This window comes from Paraburkholderia humisilvae, from assembly GCF_902859855.1.
GTDB classification, from domain to species: domain Bacteria; phylum Pseudomonadota; class Gammaproteobacteria; order Burkholderiales; family Burkholderiaceae; genus Paraburkholderia; species Paraburkholderia humisilvae.
Genome location: NZ_CADIKH010000068.1, coordinates 1 through 23,598, shown reverse-complemented (window position 1 = coordinate 23,598; position 23,598 = coordinate 1). Strand labels below are relative to the sequence as shown.

Annotated in this window: 10 protein-coding genes and 2 pseudogenes; all 12 read left to right on the top strand. The window is 59.3% G+C overall.

The window, feature by feature from the left end; genetic code table 11:
* The first annotated feature begins 495 nt into the window (after window positions 1-495).
* Window positions 496-5,544: a non-ribosomal peptide synthetase gene (locus HV796_RS34965; RefSeq protein ID WP_175232451.1), complete on the top strand. Its 5,049-nt coding sequence runs from the start codon at window positions 496-498 to the stop codon at window positions 5,542-5,544.
* Window positions 5,541-11,081 carry a type I polyketide synthase gene (locus HV796_RS34960; protein WP_175232450.1) on the top strand — a complete coding sequence of 1,847 codons (5,541 nt, stop codon included), beginning with the start codon at window positions 5,541-5,543 and terminating at the stop codon, window positions 11,079-11,081. The genes HV796_RS34965 and HV796_RS34960 overlap by 4 nt, the downstream gene beginning before the upstream one ends.
* A gap of 4 nt (window positions 11,082-11,085) precedes the next feature.
* Window positions 11,086-12,210 (top strand): zinc-binding dehydrogenase, encoded by a 1,125-nt coding sequence (locus HV796_RS34955; protein WP_175232449.1) that lies wholly within the window; start codon window positions 11,086-11,088, stop codon window positions 12,208-12,210.
* A 53-nt stretch (window positions 12,211-12,263) separates the two neighbouring features.
* Window positions 12,264-16,181 carry a non-ribosomal peptide synthetase gene (locus tag HV796_RS34950; protein WP_175232448.1) on the top strand — a complete coding sequence of 1,306 codons (3,918 nt, stop codon included), beginning with the start codon at window positions 12,264-12,266 and terminating at the stop codon, window positions 16,179-16,181.
* Entirely contained in the window at window positions 16,178-16,942 is a 765-nt protein-coding gene (locus HV796_RS34945) for a 4'-phosphopantetheinyl transferase family protein (protein ID WP_217478085.1), read from the top strand. Before HV796_RS34950 ends, HV796_RS34945 begins: the two co-directional genes overlap by 4 nt.
* Before the next feature lie 127 nt (window positions 16,943-17,069).
* A complete protein-coding gene (bamA, locus tag HV796_RS34940) occupies window positions 17,070-19,331 on the top strand; it encodes an outer membrane protein assembly factor BamA (protein ID WP_175232453.1) in 2,262 nt (753 codons plus the stop codon).
* A 172-nt stretch (window positions 19,332-19,503) separates the two neighbouring features.
* Window positions 19,504-19,698: pseudogene (locus tag HV796_RS45990) on the top strand (transposase); the annotation flags it as partial.
* The gene (locus HV796_RS34935; protein ID WP_377693231.1) at window positions 19,662-20,342 is read left to right on the top strand and encodes an IS5 family transposase; all 681 of its coding nucleotides are present in this window, start codon (window positions 19,662-19,664) and stop codon (window positions 20,340-20,342) included. The pseudogene HV796_RS45990 and the gene HV796_RS34935, both read left to right, overlap by 37 nt.
* A 330-nt stretch (window positions 20,343-20,672) precedes the next feature.
* Window positions 20,673-21,086 carry an acyl-CoA thioesterase gene (locus tag HV796_RS34930; protein WP_175232446.1) on the top strand — a complete coding sequence of 138 codons (414 nt, stop codon included), beginning with the start codon at window positions 20,673-20,675 and terminating at the stop codon, window positions 21,084-21,086.
* Window positions 21,087-21,178: 92 nt separating this feature from the next.
* Entirely contained in the window at window positions 21,179-21,580 is a 402-nt protein-coding gene (locus HV796_RS34925; RefSeq protein ID WP_175232452.1) for a carboxymuconolactone decarboxylase family protein, read from the top strand.
* Window positions 21,507-22,037 (top strand): DapH/DapD/GlmU-related protein, encoded by a 531-nt coding sequence (locus HV796_RS34920; protein WP_343053053.1) that lies wholly within the window; start codon window positions 21,507-21,509, stop codon window positions 22,035-22,037. The genes HV796_RS34925 and HV796_RS34920 overlap by 74 nt, the downstream gene beginning before the upstream one ends.
* Window positions 22,038-22,300: 263 nt before the next feature.
* Window positions 22,301-23,598, top strand: a pseudogene (locus HV796_RS34915) (indolepyruvate ferredoxin oxidoreductase family protein); the annotation flags it as partial.

Sequence of the window (23,598 nt, the reverse complement as noted above, 5' to 3'; positions counted from 1 at the left end):
TTGCCTCGTCCAACGGCTTCTTTGCCATGGCGCGTATCTCCATTCAATCCGTTAGAGATATAACGCGCCAGCATCGAATCGGTTGTCATGTTTTATGGGAAACTCAATAAGCATTTCATAAACAAAGATCGGGATAACGGGAGGTACCGCTCGCCCGGCCACAGTGGCGCAAGTGGACGATTATCCGCAGGAAGATTAGTAAGCACTTTTACACCAAGATGAACGCGTTCATGCCTCGGGTGTCGCTGGCGACGCAGCCAAATGAGTTCGAGAAGGTACCCGCTGGTCTCGAGCAACCAGGTCATCGGTGGTTTGCCGGCTAGGCATGGGGCTCATTCGTTTATGGATTTCTCCGCAATGCGTTGAACCTCTCCGGCCATGCGATTTCCCCTAGGGGTCTCGAGAGGGTTGCTTGAAATTGGGTGATCGCATGCAAGCCGGAAGGCCATTCCATTCGATCGTACAGCGGGGCAACAGGGAGCCGAAGAGACACAAATGACAACGATATTGGAACACGGACACGAGCCGATTTTGCATGACGAGGTCTTGCAAGGCGATGGCGCAAACAGCGTATTGGCGATGCTTGATGCCGCTGTGCGTCGTTGTCCCGACTCCGTCGCGTTGCGCCATGGAGGACGCTCGCTCAGTTATCGCGAACTCGATCTCATAGTTAATACGCGCGCCGGGGCTTTGCTGCGACGAGGTCTTGCGCCGCAAGAGCCGGTGGCGCTGGTAATGGCAACGGGGATCGACTACATCACGGCCATGCTGGCCGTTCTGCGCGCTGGCGGTGCGTACATCCCCCTTGCTCCTGCGTTGCCCGCTGCGCGCATCTCGCGCATGCTGGAACTGGCCAGCTGTACGCTGGCGCTCGTCGACATGGATGGCGCCCTTGCAGTCGGTACAGTGCACGAACGAATCGTGTGCCTCACGCTGGACGACGTCGACGTCGACGTTGACGTCGGCAATTTGCCGCTCGCGTATCCATCGGCGTCGCAATTAGCGTGCATCTTGTTCACGTCAGGTTCGACGGGCGATCCGAAAGGCGTGCGAACGTTGCACGGCAACCTTGCCAGTTACGCGGATTGGAGTTCGCAATTCTTCGCCAAAACTGCGGCCAGCCGCGTACCGTTGACTGCGGCGCCTAGCTATGCGGCAGCGACTTCCCAAATCTACGCGTGCCTTTGCGCTGGCGGCACCCTCGACATCCTCGACGAGGTTCTCGGACAGCCGGCGCGGCTTCTCAAATTCTTCGTCACGCGTCCCGAATGCGCATTGCACACCGTTCCGACGGTATGGCGGGCGCTGCTCGATCGCCTTGAACGCGGCTGCGCTGGACGGCCTGCCGCCCTGTTTCTTTCGGGAGAACATCTGCCGCAGGAACTTGTAGAGCGTACCTTCGCGTTTGATCCGACGCTGCGGATGTGGAATCTCTACGGTCCGACTGAAGCCGTGGCCAACATCAGTGCGGGACGTCTCAAGGCGGGCAGTCCGGTCGTGATCGGTCAGGCGCTGCCGGGCTCACGCCTGTTCGTGGTCGACGACGATGGTCGAGAACTCAATGATGGTGAAGAAGGGCGGCTGTTGATCTCCGGACCGGGTGTCTGTCCGGGTTATCTTGGCGACGTCGTGAATGAGCAGTTCTTTGATCTTACTACTGCTGGAGGCATTCGCACGGCTGTCTACGACACAGGCGATCGCGCGCGGCGGCTCGGAGCTGACATTCAGCTCCTTGGGCGACGCGACGGACAGATTAAACTGCGTGGGGTGCGTATCGAGCTTGCTGAGATCGAGACCAACCTGTTGCGCCATCCAGATGTGGCGCAGGCCGCTGTGCTGCTGGCACTCGAACCCGAACCGCATCTCGTCGCCTTCGTGCAGGTGAGGGTCAATCACGCATTGAACGCGAACGAGTTGCAGCGCTTCTTACGTCTGCAAGTGCCCGCGGGTATGTTGCCGGAGCGTTGGTCGCTACAAACTTTGCCGCAGCTCCCAAATGGCAAGATCGACCGGGCTGCGCTGCGCGCGCGCCTGCCTTCCGTCGTCGCGGCCGCCTCCGTCACGAATTCCATACCTGATTCGGCTTCGTTCGCGCTCGAGGGTAGAGCGCGCGCGCTGGCCGCCTTGTTTGCAAGGGCGCTTGGTGTGGAGCATATCGGGCTGCGAGACGACTTTTTCGCGCTCGGTGGCAATTCGCTTAAGGTCTACGCCTTGCTCGCGGAGATCGAGGAAACCTTCGGAGGGCGGCTTTCGTTCGCAGCCGTTTATTCGGAGCCGACCGTCGAGGGCCTGGCCCGGCTTTTGCCAACGACTGCGCTCAGCGCGGACTCGAGCGCCATCGCGGCGCAACGACGGTTGTCACAGGCACAGCGCGGCCTTTGGTTGCAGCAACAAGCCTACCCGCAGGATACGTCTTATAACTTGTGTTATCGCCTTGCTTTTTCTGGCGATATTGAAGAGGCGAATTTGCGCGATTCGGTCGCGCGGCTCTGCGCGCGCCACGCATTGCTCCGCTGCGAGATTGAAATTCTGAATGGCGAGCCTGTGTTTCGCGAACAAGTGGATACCGCAACCGCATTCAGCTCCCTCGATCTCGCCTCACTGCCCGAGTCGGAGCGCGATGCCGCGCTGGAGCACGCACTACATGCGTTCGCGAATGAGGCATTCGCGAGTGACGGTGCGCTACTGCACCGCTGGCAACTTATCCGCATGTCGTCCACCCGGCAGGTGTTGGTGTTCGTCGTGCACCATCTTATTTTCGACGGCGTCTCCGCATCGTTGTTGTTCGGGGAGCTTTACACCATTCTCGAAGGTAGGGAACTTCCACCGAATCCAGGCGATTATTTTGATTTCGTGACGCGACAAGCGCGTTACCTCGATACGCCTATGCACGCGAAGGATCTCGATTTCTGGTCGCGTCAGCTCGATGGGGTGGCGTCGCAACCTCATTTCCCAGTGCGCTACAAACCGCGCGAAGTGGCGGAATCGGCCGGCGCGCGCCTGAGTTTCAAGCTGCCGTCCGCTGAACGCGGGAGGCTTGCGGATCTGGCGTCCCGAGAGAATGTGTCACTGCATGTGCTCCTCCTAACGGCCTTTGCGGCCGTGCTCGACCGCTATGGTCCGGGGGAGCACTTCCTCGTCGCTGTGCCGTTCGCGAACCGCCTCAGCGCCGATGACCGCCACGCGGTCGGATATTTCACGTCGCTTTTGTTTTATCGCTTACGATGGCAGGCCGGTATGCCGTTGCGCTCTCTTGCCGCGAGCTTGCGAGAGGATACGATCGCGTTGCTCGACCACCAACGCCTGCCTTTTCCCGAACTGGCTGCGCTGCTCCGAGAACGCCTAGGCACACTGCCATCCAGCACGTTTCGCCTCATGTTCGGCTATCACGACACCAGCGCATGGCGCTCGCCAGGCATGCAGGCCGTCGAGTATTTTGGGGGGCAAGTCAAGTGCGATCAGCACCTTGAATGCTTCGACGACGGGAGTACGCTGGAGCTTGTCCTCTCGCACCGCTTCGCCGCGCTCGACGTGGCGGCAGCGCAGGATTGGTTCGATGGTTACCAGTCCGTGCTGATGGACTTCGAGCGTTGGCTTGACCTCGTTCCTGAACAAAGACCCGCTCTAACCGACAGCCAAACCACAAGCGTCCTTCGTTATTGCCGGGGCGACAGTGTGCCTGATGCGTTGACGCGAACGCTTCCGGACTTATTCGCCGAAGCTAAAAGGCGTTATGCGCAATCTCCAGCCGTGTGGCACAAGGGCGAGCAAATCAGCTATGCAGAACTTGCCGCGCGCGTGGCCTCGTTGGTCATGCGGCTGCGTGCTGATGTGTCCGCGGCAACTGGGCCGATCGGCATATGTATGCCGCACCAACCGGCACTGCTCGTAGCGTTGCTAGCATGCGCTGAGTGTGGCTTTCCCTATGTGCCGCTTGATCCGTCTTTCCCGCCGCAGCGCATTGTTACGCTCCTTGAGCAGGCCGGCGCGCGCCTTTTGCTTGCGGGCGAGGGCAGCCCGGACTTTGCGTTGCCGCCAGACGTTACCCGGTTTGATTTGACGCGGGAGGTCGTGCAACCCGTGTGCGACGGTGTCAAGCCATCCTTTGCGACCCCAGACAGTTTGCTCTACATCATTTATACATCAGGGTCGACCGGTATGCCCAAGGGTGTGATGGTTTCGCAGCGAGGCGTGACTAATTATCTGTCCTGGATGCAAAGGCGTTTCAGCATTGACTCCAATGCCCGCATTCTTGCCAAAACCTCGATCAGTTTCGACGTCTCGACCTGGGAGCTCCTGCTGCCGCTCATCAGCGGCGGCTGCGTCGTGCTGGCAAGTCGCGACGACGCTGAGTCGCCGGAAGGGGTTGCGCGAGTCGCCGCTGCCGGTGGCGCCAACGTGCTGCAATTCGTGCCGTCCGGATTGAGCCTGTTTGTCGAGGCCGGCATGCTCGCTGAGGTGCCGCAGGTTCGCCGGATGTTCTGCGGAGGCGAGGCTTTGCCGCCTACGCTTGTGACACGAGTTTTTGAGACTGGCTGGCGTGGCGAACTATACAACCTTTACGGTCCAACCGAGGCGAGCATCTTTATGGCGTACCACGCTTGTGATTCGGCTTCTCCCTATGCCAGCGTGCCGATCGGTCAGCCTATTCAAAATGCTTCGTTATACGTACTTGACAATCAAGGGCGACTCCTGCCGCCGAACGTAGCGGGCGATCTTCATATCGGCGGTGCTGTGCTTGCCGATGGCTACTGGCGTGACCGGGAGAAAACACGTGATGCTTTTATTGATGCCCCGCCCGGCTTGCCCGAGACGAGGCTCTATCGTACGGGCGACAAAGGGCGCTTGCTGTCCGATGGCAGCTTCGAGTATCTCGGCCGCGACGATCAGCAGCTAAAGATTCGCGGCTACCGCGTGGAACTCGTCGAGATCGAGCAGCATTTGCGAGCCAACCCCAAAATTTTTGACGCGGTGGCTTTTGCTCGGCACTGGGGGGAGAACGACTTGCGCTTGCATGCCGCTGTCGTGATGCGTGATGGTGCGGCCTTCGACGCCGCCGAGCTTTCCGCCTGGTTCAAGGCGAGGCTGCCGGCGTGGATGCTTCCGTCCACGTTGTCATGCTTGTCCTCCTTGCCTCGTTTGCCCAACGGCAAGACGGACTTCCATAGCCTACGCAACCTGGTCACTCAGGATCTCACGCAACAGTCGCCATCGCTTTCCTCCGTCCCGCGCGGTAGCGTCGAGCAGTCCGTCGCCGGAGTCTGGCGATCCTTACTCGGTCATTCTAACTTTGGCCTGCATGACAGCTTTTTCGATGCGGGCGGGCATTCCATGCTGCTACTCAAGCTACGCGAACTACTACGCGATCGTATGGGAGTCGATTTCACCATCGCTGAGCTGTACAAGGCACCAAATGTCTCGGAACAAGCCTTGGCCTTTCGCCGGAAATCCGGCCAGACGGTTGCCAAACCCGTCGTGGCGGAAGTCCGCGCGCGTGTCGCCAAGAGAAAACCACATCAACCAATGAAGGATGACCGAAAATGAAAACGTTTCGACAAGATCCGGCCACCGGCGTCGACACTCGTATTGCCATCGTCGGCATGGCTTGTCGCCTTCCTGGCGCTAACACCATCACCGAATTCTGGCGCAATCTGGTCGACGAGAAGGAGACGCTTACGACCTTTACCGATGAGCAGTTGCTCGCGGCGGGCGTTAGTCCGAAGGACTTTAGCCATCCACACTACGTACGCACGCGCGGCATCATCGACGACATTGATAGTTTCGACGCTGGCTTCTTCAACGTAACGCCGCGTGAGGCCGAGTTACTGGATCCACAACAGCGCGTCTTCCTGGAGTGCGCCTGGCATGCGCTCGAGGACGCGGGTGTCGATCCCTACGATACTCAACTGAGAATTTCCGTGTTCGGCGGAGCAGGAACGCCTTACTACTTGGTGGATGCGCTTGGTAACAAGGCCGTGAAGAAATATGCCAGTGGCGCCCAGATCGTTACGAGCTCCGACCGTGACTATCTCACCACACGTGCCTCGTTCAAGCTCAATCTCAAGGGACCAAGCATGAACGTGCAGACTGCCTGCTCCACTGGTTTGGTATCCGTGGCGCTGGGCATCGATTCGCTGCTCTCTCACCAGAGCGACCTTGTGCTTGCCGGCGGCGTGTCGCTAGAGGTGCCTGCGCACCGCGGTTATATCTATCAAGCTGGCGGGCTGCAGTCGCCGGACGGCCGTTGTCGTACGTTCGACAAGGACGCAGGTGGCACGGTCTTCAGCCGAGGGTGTGCCATCGTAGCAATCAAGCGTCTGGCCGATGCCATTGCTGACGGAGATCAGATCTATTCGGTGATACTCGGTGGCGCCATCAACAACGACGGTTACAGCAAGATTAGCTTTACCGCGCCGAGCGTGACTGGTCAGGTGGAGGTGATCACCGAGGCGCTTGAACTCGCTGGTGTGCACCCGGACACCATCAATTTCGTCGAGGCACATGGCACCGCGACTCCGAGTGGTGACCCAATCGAGGTCGCCTCGCTGACCGAAGCCTTTCGCCAATATACCGATGAGCGTGGCTATTGCCGCATTGGGTCGGTGAAGACAAACATCGGTCATACCGATGTAGCGTCTGGTGGCGCGAGCCTGATCAAGGTCGCCTTAAGCCTTCAGCACGGCATCGTTCCAGCCTCACTGAACTTTCACGAATCGAATCCGGAGATCGATTTTCAGGCAAGCCCGTTCTATGTCAACACGAAGACTAGCCCGTTCGTCGGCGCGAGCGGAGCGCCTCGTCGTGCACTGGTCAACTCGTTCGGTGTCGGTGGCACTAACGCCTGCATGATCCTGGAAGAGCCGCCTGCGTTGCCGTTAGCTAGGTCGGCGCCACGTCCACGTGACCTGCTACTGCTGTCGGCGCACGACAAGCCGGCATTCGAGCGTCTGTGCGAGGCGGTGGCGACGCAGTCGCGGGACCCGCTCCTTGACATGAGCGCTTTCACGCACACTTCGCGCAGCCGGCGTCGTGCCCACAAATATAAGGCGTACGTTTCCTTCGCCGGCGCAGCTGATCTTTCCGTACAGCTTGAGCAAAAATTAACACCGCTCGCGCGTACGACGGCGCTTGGCGCCGGTCTCGTCTTTATGTTTCCGGGGCAGGGCAATCAGTTTCCCGATATGGGCCGCGCTCTATACGAGTCCAAAGCGGTCTTTCGCGACGTGATCGACGAGTGTGCGACGCTGCTACTGTCAGAGCTTGGTCTCGACATCCGTACAGTGTTATATCCCGATCCGGACAAACGCGACGAGGCAGCTCAATTGCTGGCGCGTACCTACATCACGCAGCCCGCGATATTCATGGTGAGTTATGCCACCGCGTGTGTTTTCCTCGACCTGGGTCTTGAGCCTGAGCTTCTGATCGGCCATAGCGTCGGCGAGTATGTCGCCGCTACCGTCGCTGGCGTGATGAAGCTGGAGGAAGCACTGCGCATGATCGCCTTACGCGGACGTCTGGTTTACGAGTTGCCGAAAGGCTCGATGCTGGCGGTGTTAAAGAGCGAGGCCGAACTTGCCGAGGTCCTGCCCGATACGCTGGACATCGCCGTTGTCAACAGCCCCGAGCTGGTGGTCGTTTCCGGTCCCGACGAGGCAATTAACGGATTTGCCGAGCAGATGGCGCGGCAGCAGGTTTACACAAAGCTGCTACCGACCTCGCACGCCTTTCACTCGCGCATGATGGCGCCGTGCCTAGACGCCTACCGCCAACATTTGCGCCTCGTCACTTTGCGTGCGCCGACAATACCGATTATCAGCACCGTCACCGGCAAGACGATGACAGCCGAGCAGGCTACCGACCATGAATATTGGGTGCAGCACGTCGTTGATGCGGTGCGTTTTGATGCCGCCACGCGTGAAGCCATGACGCGGGACTCGCTGATCTTTCTTGAATGCGGACCCGGTCATTCGCTCGAGTCGGCGATGCGCCGCCAGCTTCCCGCACAATCGCAGCATGCGGTCATTAGCACCCTGCGTGAGGATATCGATGCGCTGGCTGCGTTCGACATGGCACTGGCGCGCCTGTGGGTCGAGGAAAAAAAGGTGGATTTCGCGCGCTATTTTGGCACGCAGGGTTGCCGAAAGGTTGAATTCCCGCTGTTGCCCTTTGCGCGCACGCCGTACTGTATCGATTTTTCAGCCAATGCCAAACCGGATGAGGGCGAAAAGAATCCTCGCAAGTCGAGCTCTACTGACTGGTACTCGCAACCGGCGTGGCGCAAGACGGCCGCCGTGGCACACGTGCCGCGCGTCGAGCGAGCGCAAGGCGACGGCGATTCTTTGTGGCTTGTCTTCACTGACGATGGGCTGGGCGATGCCATCGTGGCCGCACTCCGAGAACGCGGCGAGCGGTGTTTCTCGATACGCCGGGGCAAAGATTTCTACCGCGACGGCGAAGAAATGATGCTCGATCCTGGCCGCAGTGAACACTTCGGTGCCTTGTTCGGTGAGTTGGCTACCGAGCGTTGCGGACTAAAGATCTTCTATGCGTGGACGCACAAGCCCGGTGCCGGCGGCAACTTGAGCATCGACGACACGACAGCGCTCGATACGGCGTTCTATGGCCTCGTGCGGCTCGAGCGCAGCCTGATTGAGCGCGCCGGCTCTCCAGCAAGCGTGCTGATCCTGGCCGACGATGCCTTTGATGTGAGCGGCGGCGGAACAGTACGCATCGATCGCGCGCTGGCTCTCGGTCCTGGGCGTCTGCTGTTCAAGGAGCACACTGAATTCACGAGCAAGTTCATCAACGTCGAATCTCGCCACTTGAACATCGCGAATTGCACCCGCTTCGTCGAGGAGTTGATCAAGGAAGCACTGCTCGAAACCGACGAGGCCGTGGTGAGCTATGCGGGCCTCGCACGTTGGACCGAATGCTTCGATCCGATCACGCTCGAGCCGACGCATGGGGCAAATTCCCTCGCGCTGAAGCCGGGCGGCGTGTACCTGATTACCGGGGGCGCCGGTGGCGTTGGCCGGACATGTTCGCAGTTCATAGCCGAACGGGTTGACGCGCACTTCGTTTGGACAGGTCGCTCGCCACTGCCAGAGCGTACCCATTGGGACGCGATCATCGCTGCGCGCAACGACGAAGAGCTCATCGAGCGATTGCTAGCCATTCGCGAAATCGAGGCGCTCGGTTCCAGCGTGCGCCATTACGCCGTCGAGGTAAGTGATTTTGACGCCATGCGTCTCCTGCGTGACGAGATCGAAAAGGATCTCGGCCCCGTTACCGGCATCGTGCATGCCGCCGGTACGGCCGGCGGCGGCGTGATCGCACTAACCGACGATGAACAGTACGACGCCGCCCTGCGGCCCAAGGTTCATGGGGCGCTTGTGTTGCACACGCTGTTCGGCGATCGTCCGCTGGACTTTGTGCACTTCTGCTCGTCGGTCACTGCGTTGTTTGGCGAGGCAGGGCGTGTGGACTATACGAGCGCTAATGCCTTCATGGATGCGATGAGCCAGAGTGGTATGTGGGCGAACGCTTCGCGCGTGACTTCGATCAACTGGTGCGAATGGAGCATGGTCGGTATGGGTGCCGCCTGGGAAAAGGAAAAGCAGCGCCGTAAGCTCGGTGTGGCCAGACCCCAGCAAGTCGGAGCACTACCTGCCGCTGCGCCTGAGGAGGCGCCTGAGCTTGTCATGCTCAGGCAGAGCGCTGACGAAAGTTTCTACCGTGTGGAGATCGATCCGCGGCGGCATTGGATTTTGTCCGAACACTTGCTCTCTGGCGCGCCCGCGATGGTGGGCGCGTCGTTTGTTGACGTGCTGTGCCGCTGGGCACTGGCCTGCGGTCATACGCAACTGGCAATACGGGAGGCGCGTTTTGTGTCGCCGCTCATTGCGATGGGCAGCGCGTCGCCCCAGTTGGAGCTACATTGCTCGCGTCTCGATGGAGCCAGATGGAATTTCGAGTTTTTGAGTCACGATGGCGACGGCGAAAACAAGGCGCACTTCGTCGGCGTAGTTGATGTCGGCGCTGCGGGAATGGAAGCTGAACTGCCCGCGCTCACCGATTGTCTCGCGTTATGCTCGGACGAGCCGTTGCGAGTCCGTCACTTCACATCACTGTCCGATCCAAATGGTAATGTGGTGCTGCGCTACAGCGAACGCTGGGATTGTCTCGAAGCATTGCATCTCGGCGACGACGAATGGGTGGCGAGGCTTGAACTTCCCGACCGCCTTGTCGCCGATCTTGACTCGTATGCGTTGCATCCGTCCCTGTTCGACGTGGCTACATCTTGCCATTTTGCGCACGTTGCGAAATACCGGAGCGCCTATCTGCCTTTCGGATACGACGAGATGCATTTTCTTGCCCCGTTCACGCAAAAGTTGTACGTGTGGGGCCGGCCAAGCGCCGTACAGGATGGGAGCGGCCAATATTTACGCTTTGACTTCGTGCTTTACGACGACAACCTTAAGCCAGTGCTGCTGTTGAACGGCTATACGTTCACGCGTATCGGAGTCGTAGGCCAGAACGAGAGCAGTGCAAACAAGGCGAAAGTGCTGGAAACTCTGAAGAAGAACGATGTGATCAGTCCTGACGAGGCGAAGCAGGCGATGTCACGCTTGCTTGCTCAGGGTTTGCCACAGGTGATCGTATATCCGAGCGATTTCCAGATCGAATTCGAAGAGACGCGCCCCTCGATCCTTCGCCGTAAGCGCGAGGAGAAACTGCTCGCCGATCAACGTATGGCGAAGGCCGACGACCGCCCCGAGATAGGCACGGACTTCGTCGAACCTGAGAATGACATCGAGCGCGGAATCGCAGCGGTCTGGTCGGCAATACTTGGCGTCGGGAAGATAGGTGCGAACGACGCGTTTAACGAGCTCGGCGGCAACTCGCTCCTTGCCATCCAGGTCATCTCGGGTATTGGTTCGGAGTTTGGCGTCGAGATCAAGGCCAGCGAGTTCAAGGGCTCGGTGACCGTGCGTGAGTTCGCGGACTTGATTCTGGCCAAAATTCTCCAAAACCACGATGAAGACACGCTGCAGAAATTGCTCACGGAGCAAGGGGCGTGACAACATGAGTGATTTGATCCGGACCATAGCGAATCTGACACCAGACGAAAAGGCCGAGTTGATCGCGCATTTGAAGGCGGGCAAGGCTAACGTCCCTCGGGGCGCGGAGATCGACTTTTCGCGCAACCACGAGTGGCGCTTTCGTTCCGATATGCCATTTGATCTTGCCGCGGTGTCGTTCGAGGCCGGCGATCCCGACCCAGATTGCGTGCAGATAGATGCGCGCGCCGCCGGGGTCAATTTCCGTGACGTGATGATCGCGCTGCGCATTTACCCGATGGCGCCCGACGTTCCCAGCAACATGGCTTCCGATTATGCGGGCGTGGTAACGAAGGTCGGAAGCCGAGTCACGCGTTTCAAGCCTGGTGATCATGTCGTCGCGATGAATATCGGCCATGTGGAGCAGGGCCACGTCCGCGAAAACTCGCATTTCGCCAAGTGCCTCAACATTTACGAGATGTGCGTCTTCCATAAACCAAAACAGCTCGCGTTCGTCGAAGCAGCGTTGATTCCGACCGTTTATCTGACCGCTTGGTATGCGCTAGTGAACTGTGCGCGACTTGAGCGCGGCGGAACGGTGCTTATTCACACAGCAACCGGCGGCGTCGGGTTGGCCGCCATCGAGATCGCTAGACACATTGGCGCGAAGATCGTCGCTACCGCAGGCACGCCGGAAAAACGCGCTTATCTCGTCGAGCGGGGCATTGAGCACGTGTTTGACTCACGTTCCTCTAGATTTGCTGCTGAGATGAGGTCGGCCGGGATCGTGCCGGATACTATTCTTAACACGCTCGCGGGCGATCTAATGCTGGAGAGCCTAAAGCTTCTTGGGCCTTTCGGCCATTTCGTGCACATTGACAAGAAGGACGTAGCCACCAACGCACCGCTTCCATTAGGTTATTTAATCAAGGGATTGTCCTTTCATTTTCTGGACATCTCGCTTCTGCTGCGCAATCCACGTCATCTGGAAAGTTCTTTTGCTGAGCTGGCTTCCCTGTTCGAGGCCGGTAGCATTCGTCCGATCCGGTATCGAAGTTACAGGGCGGCGGAGGTTAAGCAGGCGATTACCGAAATGTCACGCGGCACCCATCTCGGAAAACTGGTCATTGAGTACGATAGCGCACAATGAGCAACGCACAAGCACTCCTTAAAACACTGACGCCTGAGCAGATAAGGCGGCTGATGGCGAAGAAGGCTGGAACTGAGGCGACCGTGGCGCCGTTGACCATGGCTGGCGACGGTAGCATGCCGGTGTCGCTAGGCCAGGAACGCTTTTGGTTCCTGAGCCGGTTGTACCCGGACACGCCGGACTACAACATACCGCTAGCGGTGATGATAGACGGCCCTGGCGTCGATCGCGTTACGCTGCAGCGCAATCTCGACGCGGTGGTAGCGGGGCAAGAAATTTTCCGCACGACCTTCCATGAACGCGATGGTGGCGTAGTGCAGGTCGTACACGCGTCACTACATCTTGACGTTGAATACGAGGATCGCGCCGCGGACTACGCTGCCAAAGGCGGCGCGTTCGTGGAGTCTCTCGCGGTCGAACACGGCGCCATCCGCTTCCAGATGGACCATCTTCCATTGTTTTCGGTGAAGCTGGTTCGGCTTGCGCCCACGTGCCATCTGGTTCTACTGAACCTACATCATCTAATTTCCGATGGCTGGAGCAATTCGCTCCTATCGCAGTTGCTCTCCACGCCGGCTAGCGCGCCTGCGCCCGAGCCGCCCCCGCGCCAGTACCGCGATTTCGTGGCACTCGAGCAAGCCTGGCTGAAAAGCGCGGAATGCCAAACCCAACTTTCGTTCTGGAAGGATCTGCTGCGCGATCTGCCGCAGCCGCCGGTTTTCGTGCAACGCGATCGTCATGCAGCGGTTAACGCCGGCGGCTTCGTCGCGGTGGAGTTGCCCTCAACGCTGTGCGACCGCATCGCACAACATTGCAGCGCGGTGGGGTGCACGCAATTCCAGTACTACATAGGCTGTTTTGCGTTGCTGATGACGCGCTATGCCAATGTCGACGATCTCGTCATCGGCACGCCGGTCGCGAATCGCAACCAAACGCAATTCCTGGAAACCTGCGGCTTGTTCATTAACACGCTGCCTTTGCGATTCCAGATTGACGCAACTCGCTCATTCGCCCAGGCCCTGGGTGATTGCGCGGCCCGTGTCGAGGCGTGCCTTGCTTGCCAGGAGCTGCCCTATGCCGAGCTCGTCAAGCACGTTCAGGTGAAGCGCGCGCTGAACGAAAACCCGCTGTTCAATCTTCACTTCGCGTTCCAGTATTTTCCGCACCTGAAATCCTCGAGCGATTTTCGCCTGCTGGCGTTCGACCACGGTATCGGAAAATTTGATCTGAACTGCTTCGTGGAAATTTCCGGCGCGGGCAATCGTCTATCGTTGACCTATCGCCGCCGCGCGTTCGATGACGCCGATATCAAACGTCTTGCCGATGATTTTCTGCATGTGCTTGCATTAGGCCTTAGGGCGCCGACCGGCGCCCTGCGTGATGTTGAATTCCTCCCGCCTGCCAGCTTGTCCCGGCTGGTAGGGCCTGTCGTGGCGCGTCCGCGCGGCAATTGGTACATGCTTTTCGGGGATGCGGCACGCAAGTGGCCAATGCGACAAGCTTGTGCTGACGCGGACGGCAGCTTGACCTACGGTGAACTCGAGACACTCGTCACCCGCGCGGCCGGGGCGCTCGCAGCATGTGGCGTGCGGAGTGGGGACCGCGTATTGCTGCGCGCGGCTCGTGGCCGCTACTATGCCATCGGTCTTCTGGCTTGCCTGCGTCTGGGCGCTGTCTATCTGCCAATCCCGGAAGATGCGCCTCAGGCATTGCTCGAGCAGGTCGAGCGCGAAGCTGGCGCACGCCTTGTGTTGGGCGCGCCGCGCGTTGGAACGCTTTCCCAATTGACATTCGCCGATGCGCTTGCGGTGACGTCCGACTGCGCTTTGCCATCCGCGAGCGTCAACGACAACGACGCAGCCTACATAGTCTATACGTCCGGTTCGACCGGCACGCCGAAAGGCGTCGTCGTCACGCACGGTGGGCTTGTCAACTACACGCTCTCGTTGCTGGAGCGGCTCGATAATCCGTCGCTCGCCTCGTTCGCGCATCTTTCCGCGTTGGACGCCGATCTGGGTAACACCGCGATCTTTCCAGCGTTGGCCAGCGGCGCAGCTTTGCTGTTGCCCGATTCTGCGGCCCTACTTGACGCTACTAGGCTCGCCGCTTTCTTCGCGCGATATCCGGCCGATGCGGCCAAGATGGTGCCGTCGCACTTGCGCGCAATGCGGACGAGTCTTCCGGGCATACTGCCCCGGCGTGTGTTGATCTGCGGCGGCGACACGCTCGATTCGGAGCTCGTGGATGCTGTGCGCGCCGCCTCGCCGGCGTTGCAGATTGTCAATCACTATGGGCCCGCCGAGACGACAATTGGCGTGCTGACGCATGAAATGACTGTGCAAACGCACACGCCTATTCCGCTTGGCATTCCGATTGCGAACACGCGCATCTATCTGCTGGACAGACACGGCAGGACAGTGCCGCGTGGCGTTGTCGGCGAGCTTGGCATCGCGGGGATGGGACTAGCTACCGGATATCTTGAGCATCCTGAGTTGACTGGGCGACGCTTCATCGCCACCGCGCTCGAGAATGGCGCGCGCCTCTATCGTAGCGGGGACCTTGCCATGCTCGATGCGAATGGCGCGGTGATCTTCCTTGGGCGCGGGGACAACCGCGTGAAAATCGGCGGCGTTATGGTGCAGCCCGAAGAAGTGACTGCCTCACTGATGCAGCATCCGGCCGTGACGGCCGCGCATGCGTGGGCGCAGAATGGCGTCGACGGCAATGCGCGGCTGATGGCTGCGGTGGTGTTACGCGAGCCTGTAGAACTGAACGCTCTGCGAGCATATCTGTTGCGCAGCTACAAGCCAGCGCAGTGCCCAGCGCTGGTCGCGCTGCCATCGCTGCCGCTGAACGCGAATGGCAAGGTCGATGTGCATGCGCTGCGCCGAGCTTGGGAGCAGCAGGGATCTCCCGTCGGCGCGAGCTTGCCGCGGGATCCGGTGGAACTGGAGCTGCTTGGCCTTTTTCAGAGAACGCTCGGACAATCCACTGTGGCACTTGACGCAGGATTTTTCGAACTCGGCGGCACTTCGCTGCAGGCCATCTCGTTGATTGCGCGCATCAGTGAGGTGTTTGGGCTGAACGTGCCTGTCTCGGCGCTGTTTGAGGGCAGCTCGGTGCAAGGCTTGGCCGAAATAGTCCGTCGCCTGGGAGATGGCGCGAGCAAGTCGCCGCTGGTGACACTCTCTGACGCAGGCCAGGACGAATTGTTTGTGTGGGTACATCCCGCCGGCGGCAACGCGATGTGTTATCTGCCAATGGCGCGCCAGCTCGCGCCGGCTCGCGCAAGTGTGGCATTCAATGCGTTTGGTCGACATGCCGGCGCGGATATTCCTGCGCTGGCGCGCGACTATGATCGCGAGTTGAAATCCTGCTATGCCACTCGCCGAGTCGTCCTGGTGGGCTGGTCGATGGGTGCGCTGATCGCGCATGAAATGGCCGTGCTCGCCGCGCAGGCCGGGCACGTCGTGCCGTTGGTACTACTCGATCAACCCGTCCCCGATGCAGCCGCCGAGGCGTTGTCGTACGAGGTACGCGTGAAGCAGTATTTGGAGAAAGTGGAGGTCTTCACTGGGCGCGCTATCGGCGAACACTATGGGCCGGGGGGCGAAATTGACTTTGAACGTGTCTTGCAAGCCTTCCAGAGGCTGGATCTGCTGCCACTCGATACAAGCGTCGCCGCGTTCCGTGCATTTATAGACGTGCTCGTCCATGACAACGCGATCATCAGCGCGTTTCGTCCCCGGCAGTACTCAGGCCCGACCTTGCTGCTGCGGGCGCGAGAGCGGGCACCATTGGGGTATTCCGCCGCGAATTCGGCTGATGCCCCGGCAGACCTTGGCTGGCACGCATACTGTTCGCGCCTTGAACTTGGCGAAGCAGATGGCAACCACATGACGATGCTCAATTCCTTCCATGCAACTGGGCTGGCCGCGACCCTGGATGCATGGGTGCTGCAACGATCATGAGTCCGCTATCTGGCTGCGCGCTACGCGTCGATCTTTGGTTGAGCTCCGAAGCCGGAGCGACGCCGGCACTGCTCGAAACCTACCGCACTTGGCTCAGTGACGATGAGGCACTGCAGTGGAGACGATTCCGGCGCGAGGAGGATGGCCGCCGATACCTGTTGGCACGCGGACTTGTGCGCGGTGTTCTTGCCGATCGCACGGGCCTGCGACCGGACAGGCTCGAATTCACCGTCAATCCTTGGGGCAAGCCAGCCTTGCGCGGGGAGACGGATGCATCACTGCATTTCAACCAATGCCATACGCGAGGGCTTATGGCATTGGTTGCATGCCATGAAGCAGAGGTGGGTGTCGATGTCGAAGCGATTGATCGTGACATCGATGTCCTCCGCGTTGCCTCGCACTGTTCTTCTGCGCAGGAGCGCGCGATGCTGGAAGCCACGCCTGAGGACAGGCGCGCGGAACGATTCATCGAACTGTGGACGTTGAAGGAAGCCTGGGTGAAGGCTGTAGGCCGCGGCCTGTCCCTCGCGTTGGACAGCTTCAGCGTGCTGATAGACATGGAGTGGCCGCGCGTCGTTGAACATGCGGCGGATGGGAGCCGAGAGGCGCAATGCCAGCGTCGGCTCTATGCCCCATCAACGGCCCACCGGCTCGCCCTCGCCGTACGCGACGAGATGTCTCGACGTTCGGCTCGCGCTCGACTTGCCGCCGAATGGATTCAGTCCTCTCGAGGTGTTTCGGCGCTCATGAAAAACCGCTGAAGTCTTGACGGCGGGTTCTCACGCCTCGCGCCCGTGCTCCCTCGTGCGCGAAAGACACACGCTGGCAAACGGTTTCAGTGCTCGCTGTCTGTAATTCTTTCGACGATCACGCATGATGTCAACGATAATGTCGCCCGGCCACGCTTGGGCGCTGGCTTTCGTTAGTTTGAGCATGACGGCGGCCTCGGCATCTGTGGCCGATTCGTTCGCCACTCCGGACATCAAAATCGAATGCCTTCGGCGCGTCCAGCCCTGCCCGGTATTCACCTACCTGCCGCGCAAGTCGGCGGGCACGCTTACCGGGGAATTCGCCTCGGCGGCCGTCGGCATGCCGGACGCGACGGACTCCTCCAGAGCCATACGCACCGTTACTAAAGGCGACCAAATGGCGCTCGTGCGGGAACCCCCGGCCGTCGCTTCGACCGATTTCGCCGGCATCCATGAGTTGTACCTGGACAATGTCTACAGCGCACTCAAGCCCATGTCCCTGTCCGAGAGTCACGACCACGACAAGTCGCTGGTTGACAAGGCCGAGCAGGAATTCATGCGTCAATATATGGCGTGCGACTACGGTTATTGCGTGCACGAGGTTTCGAGGTCGAGCGCACCTCTCGATGAGACGGTAATCGGGCAGATCGACTTCATCGGCAACAATGCGTTCCCCAGCAGCCAATTGCTCGAGGAGATGCAGTTGTCGAGGAAGAGCTGGTTCTCCTGGTACACAAAGAACGATTTGTACGCGAAGGGCAAACTGTTGGTCGACCTGGGCCACATTCGCCAGTATTGCCTGAATCGCGGCTACCTCGAGTTCAACATCACCTCGATCCACATTGCTTTCTTGCCCGACAAAAAGGCCGTCGATCTGACGGTTGCGGTGCACGAGGGCGAGCCGTATACGATCGCGAGCGTCAAGCTCGTGGGTAATCTGATCGGGCGCGAGGCGGAGCTGCAGAAACTCATCAAGATGAAGACCGGGGACCGCTTCTCGGCTCAGGAGCTGCAGGACACCGCCAAGGCGTTGATTAGCAAGCTCGCCGAATATGGCTTTGCATCCGCGACAGTCAGCCTGCAGCCTGATGTCGATCATATTGATCACCGGATTGGCATCGCGCTCGTGGTGGACCCGGGCCGCCGGGCCCACGTGCGCTACATCAAGATCACGGGCAACACGCGCACGCACGACGAAGTGATCCGCCGTGAGATGCGCCAGATGGAAAACGCTTGGCTAGATACGAACCGCCTTGCCGCGTCGAAGGAACGCATCAGCCGTGTCGGGTACTTCACTAGTGTTGACGTTTCGACATCGCCAGTACCGGGCACCCAGGACCAGTACGACATCAACGTGAATGTCACGGAAAAGCCACCCAGCCCGATAACGCTCGGCGTCGGTTACACTTCCGACGTAGGTTCGATTGTCTCGGCTGGCATCTCGCAAGACAACGTGTTCGGTTCGGGCACCAGTCTCGCGGTCAACGCGAGTATAGCCCGGACTTTCCGCGCGGGGACGGTCACGCAGGTCGACCCATACTTCACCGCGGAAGGCGTCAAGCGCGTCACGGACATCTACTATCGCACGGCCGAGCCACTCTACTATTCGAATACGAACGACACGAGTTTCCGTATCATCAACTATGGCTTCGATACGAAGTTCGGTATTCCGTTTTCGGAAAGAGATACCTTGTACCTCGGCGCTGGCATCGAGCAGCACCGCATCGACGTCGACGCAACGACGCCGCAAAGCTATATCGATTACGTGAACTCCTTCGGCCGCGTGTCGAATGACGCGCCGCTCATTCTCGGCTGGGCACGCGACACGCGCGACAGTGTGCTTGTGCCGAGCCATGGATACTGGGCATCGGCAAACGGCGAATACGGTACGCCGATCACGAATACGACGTACTACAAGCTGGACTTGGGCGCGCAATACTACTATTCGTTCATGCGCGGTTTCGTGCTCGGTCTGAATTTCCGGGCGGGCTATGGGAGCGGTCTCTCGGGCCGCCCGTTCCCAATCTTCACGAACTTTCGGGCGGGTGGTATCGGTTCGGTGCGGGGCTACGAGCCAAACTCGCTTGGTCCGCGCGATAAGTCGACGAACGACCCGGTCGGCGGTTCGAAACTTGTCGTCGGCAATCTCGAACTTACGTTCCCGCTGCCACGCGGGGACTACGACCGCACCCTGCGGGTGTTTTCGTACTTCGACTTCGGTAACGTTTGGGGAGCGGAGGGCTCGATTGTCGGCGGGAATGGCTTACGCTACAGCTATGGTGTGGGCCTTGAATGGATTTCGCCGATTGGCCCGCTCAAGCTGGATGTGGGTTTCCCGATCACAAGACATTCAGGCGACCAGTACCAGAAATTTCAATTCCAGGTCGGCACGTCGTTCTGAGATTGAAACGGTCAAGGTGATGCATCACCCGTGAGCGTGCGACAAAATGGAAAAAGCCCGGCGCGTGTTGCCTCGGCAGGCTTAGAGACCGTTTCAAAAAGACCCCGAGGGGACTGTTAACCTTATCGGCAAGCTGTTAACCTTGGACATCTGAACAACCGGAACCAAGGGGATGGGCGCACCGATCATTGATGACGAACTGTGGGCATTGATAGAGCCTTTGCTGCCACAGCCAAGGCCCCGCCGCAAGAAATACCCAGGACGGCTTCCGGTTTGCAACCGGGCTGCACTGAACGGCATCCTGTTCGTATTCAAGACCGGGATACGCTGGTGCGACCTCTCGAGCAAGCTGGGATTCGGCTCGGGGCCGACCTGCTGGAGGCGTTTGCGCGACTGGCAAAGGGCCGGCGTGTGGAGCGCCTTGCACGAACTGCTGCTGGCGAAGTTACGCGAAGCCGGCGAACTCGATTTCTCACGGGCAGCGGTCGATTCATCCTCGGTGCGAGCCGTTGGGGCGGGCGAAAAACTGGCCCGAACCCCACCGATCGCTCGCGACTAGGTTCGAAGCATCACATCCTCGTCGACGCCAATGGCGTCCCCATCAGTGCCATCCTGACTGGCGCGAATCGCAACGACGTTACCCAGTTGGTGCCGCTCATCGACGCGATCCCGCCAATTCGCGGCATACGCGGCCGACCGCTTTGCAAGCCCAAAGTCATCTACGCAGATCGTGGTTACGACTCCGAGCCGCATCGTCAGCGGCTTCGTGCTCGCGGTATCGAACCGGTGATCGCCAGGCGCCGTACGGAACACGACAGCGGACTCGGCAAATTCCGCTGGGTGGTCGAGCGTACTCACGCATGGCTGCACAATTTTCGTCGTCTTCGCATTCGCTTTGAGCGTCGCGCCGACATTCACGAGGCATTCCTAAACTTGGTTGCGCGCTCGTCTGCTGGAACATCTTCAAACGTACTGAGCAGTCTTTTTGAAACGGTCTCTAAGCGAATGTAGATGTTAGCGTGCAGGGAATACAGACATAAGTCCCCTCCAATGGAAAATCAAATACGATTACCCCTTCAAATGGCAACCAGCTGCAAGCGTCGTGCTTTACGCGATTGAAAATGAAGGGGCGGGGCCGGGCTGCACCGGCGTCGGGAAGTTGCTTCCGATGACAAGGTGCACACTCATGTGATGCCGTTTTGCTTACTGGGACGTGTGTCGTCATCAACTACTTCGTTCCCTTTGGGAACCGCTCATTCGTGACATGCACGCTTCCTACATACCCGGTCATTACAGAACGTCTCAACAGGGCTTTTTTTCGGAAGACTAAGGAGGTTCGTCATGCAAAAAAGATATTTCGAAACATCAATTGAAGTGCGGTATCGCGACACCGATTCGTTAGGACACGTCGCCGCACCGGTTTACTACGAATATATGCTGCAAGTGTACCTTGCATTTATGCACGACCTCCTGGACATTCCGAGTGATGAAAAGATTCCCCAAATCATGGGAAAAACTTCGTGCGTGTACGTCGCGCCGGTTCGATATGGAGATATCGTCTTGGTGCGCAGTAGCGTCACGCGTTTCGGAGCGAAGAGCCTCGATGTAGAGTATTTGATGGATTCAGAAGGAATGGATAAACGGATTGCAACGGGTAGTTCCTCACACGTGATGTTCGACTACGCGGCGAATGCACCTATCCAACTATCCGAAGATTTCAAGGAGTCCGTGATGCGTTTTCAGGGCTCTCTCTAGCGAGACGCCACTTGCCTTGACATGTGATACGTCTTCGGCGCGCGTGCATATGCCAATTCATCAACCGGCTCATATCTTGAAGGAGATTTATGATGAAAAGTGATCGCTACCATGCCGGAATAAGCAGATTACGTGAAATCTATGGTGTGGTCGGCGAAAACGTCATCGCAAACTTGGAAGAAATTGCACCGGACTTCGCAAAATATGTCGCCGAATCGTTTGGAGACGTCTATTTGAGGGAGGGACTGGATCTAAGGGCGAGAGAGCTTTCAGTCGTGACCGCACTCGCAACGCTTGGCAGCGCGACGCCTCAACTCAAGGTACACCTCCACGGCGCACTGAGCGTTGGATGCACCAGAGAGGAAATCGTGGAGATTTTCATGCAACTTGCCTTTTACGCTGGTGTGCCGGTTGCTCTGAATGTGCTCTTCGCGGCGAAGGAAGTCTTTCGTGAGTGTGATGCTGTTTCACAGAAGGCCACGCTGGATCGTTAGGAGAATACGCGCGATGACGTGTTATGAACTGTCAGGAAAGCGCCCTTGCATCGATGCCTCCTCGTTTGTACATGAGAGCGCCGTGCTTATTGGGGATGTGCACATTGGCCCTGGTTGCTACATCGGTCCGTGCGCCAGCTTACGTGGCGATTTTGGCCGAATCGAAGTTGGCGCGGGCAGCAACATCCAGGATTGCTGCGTATTACACGTAGCTCATGGAGAATTCTGTCGATTAGAGATTAACAGCCACATCGGGCATGGCGCAATCGTGCACGGGGCGCATATTGGACGTGATGCAATGATCGGGATGAATGCCGTTGTGATGGACGGAGTCGAAGTGGGAGATACCGCCATCGTAGGGGCGTGTGCGTTTCTGGCGGGGGGGGCAACGTATTCCGCCCGGCATGCTCGTAATTGGAGTGCCTGCGCGCGTCGCACGCGCGCTCACGCAGAATGAGATTGCTGACAAGCGACGTGGCACCGAGATCTACCAGAAGCTTGCGCGCGACTGCAACTCTTCGCTGAGGCGAGTTGACGTTTAAGACTCTCCGGCAGTACGTTTCTGGTTTTTCTAGGCTAAGGTAAGTTACGAGGGGTTATTTTTATCTTTTCCTTCTGTAACATATTCTAAACCCTTAGGATACCTATCACATAGAAAAATAGATGGTCATTGCGCGAGGTACTGAGCAATGTCCGCTTCGACCAAGCACGGAGTTGAAATTGACCGCATGTGCGCCCATTGACGACACCCCTGTACTCGCCGACTATCGGCTTGCCGACAACCTCACCGCGACGCGCGGCCGCATCTTCCTGACCGGCACCCAGGCGCTGGTGCGTCTCGTGCTGATGCAACGCGCGCTTGATCACGCGCGCGGGTTGAATACCGCCGGCTTTGTCAGCGGCTATCGCGGCTCACCGCTCGGCATGGTCGATCAGCAATTGTGGAAAGCCGGCAAGCTGCTCGCCGCCAGCGACATCCGCTTTCTGCCCGCGATCAATGAAGAACTGGGCGGCACCGCCGTGCTCGGCACGCAGCGCGTCGAGGCGGACCCGCAACGGTCGATGGCGTATTCGCGATGTGGTACGGCAAAGGCCCCGGCGTCGACCGCGCCGGCGACGCGTTAAAGCACGGCAACGCATACGGCTCGTCGCCGCACGGCGGCGTGCTGGTGGTCGCGGGTGACGATCACGGTTGCGTGTCGTCGTCGATGCCGCATCAGAGCGACTTCGCGATGATGGCGTGGCATATGCCGATCGTGAACCCGTCGAACGTTGCCGATATGCTCCAGTTCGGACTCTACGGCTGGGCGTTGTCGCGCTTTTCGGGCACATGGGTCGGCTTCAAGGCGATCTAGGAGACGGTCGAGTCCGGCTCGAGAATCGACCTCGACGCATCGCGCACCGACTGGGGCATCAATTCCAACTTCACGCTGCCCGAAGGCGACCTGCACATCCGCTGGCCCGATCTGCCGAGCCTCGCGATCGAAGCGCGTCTCGCCGCCAAGCTCGACGCGGCGCGACACTTCGCGCGCGTGAACAGCATCGACAAGTGGATTGCGCCGAGCCCGCATGCGAACGTCGGCGTCATCACATGCGGCAAGGCGCACCTCGATCTGATGGAAGCGCTGCGCCGCCTCGATCTGACGGCCGCCGACCTGGACGCAGCCGGCGTGCGGATCTATAAGGTCGGATTGTCGTTCCCGCTCGAAATGACTCGCATCGATGCATTCGTCGGCGGCCTGACCGAAGTGCTGGTGATCGAAGAGAAAGGCCCGGTCGTCGAGCAGCAGATCAAGCAATACTTGTACAACCGGCCAAGCAGCGCGCGCCCGCTCGTGACCGGCAAACAGGCGGCGGACGGCGCACCGCTGCTGTCCGCGCTCGGCGAATTGCGGCCGTCGCGCATCCTGCCGGTATTCGCGAGCTGGCTCGCACGCCACAAGCCCGCGCTTGACCGGCGCGAGCGCGTCGTCGACCTGGTCGCGCCGCAGATCCTGTCGAACGAAGCCGATGCGGTG

Excerpts from the sequence above, each read along its gene's own strand:
- HV796_RS34960 (WP_175232450.1), top strand. The coding sequence starts at position 5,541 with ATGAAAACGTTTCGACAAGATCCGGCCACCGGCGTCGACACTCGTATT.
- HV796_RS34955 (WP_175232449.1), top strand. The coding sequence starts at position 11,086 with ATGAGTGATTTGATCCGGACCATAGCGAATCTGACACCAGACGAAAAG.
- bamA (WP_175232453.1), top strand. The coding sequence starts at position 17,070 with ATGTCGCCCGGCCACGCTTGGGCGCTGGCTTTCGTTAGTTTGAGCATG.
- HV796_RS34925 (WP_175232452.1), top strand. The coding sequence starts at position 21,179 with ATGAAAAGTGATCGCTACCATGCCGGAATAAGCAGATTACGTGAAATC.
- HV796_RS34945 (WP_217478085.1), top strand. The coding sequence starts at position 16,178 with ATGAGTCCGCTATCTGGCTGCGCGCTACGCGTCGATCTTTGGTTGAGC.
- HV796_RS34965 (WP_175232451.1), top strand. The coding sequence starts at position 496 with ATGACAACGATATTGGAACACGGACACGAGCCGATTTTGCATGACGAG.
- HV796_RS34920 (WP_343053053.1), top strand. The coding sequence starts at position 21,507 with ATGTGCTCTTCGCGGCGAAGGAAGTCTTTCGTGAGTGTGATGCTGTTT.
- HV796_RS34950 (WP_175232448.1), top strand. The coding sequence starts at position 12,264 with ATGGCGAAGAAGGCTGGAACTGAGGCGACCGTGGCGCCGTTGACCATG.
- HV796_RS34930 (WP_175232446.1), top strand. The coding sequence starts at position 20,673 with ATGCAAAAAAGATATTTCGAAACATCAATTGAAGTGCGGTATCGCGAC.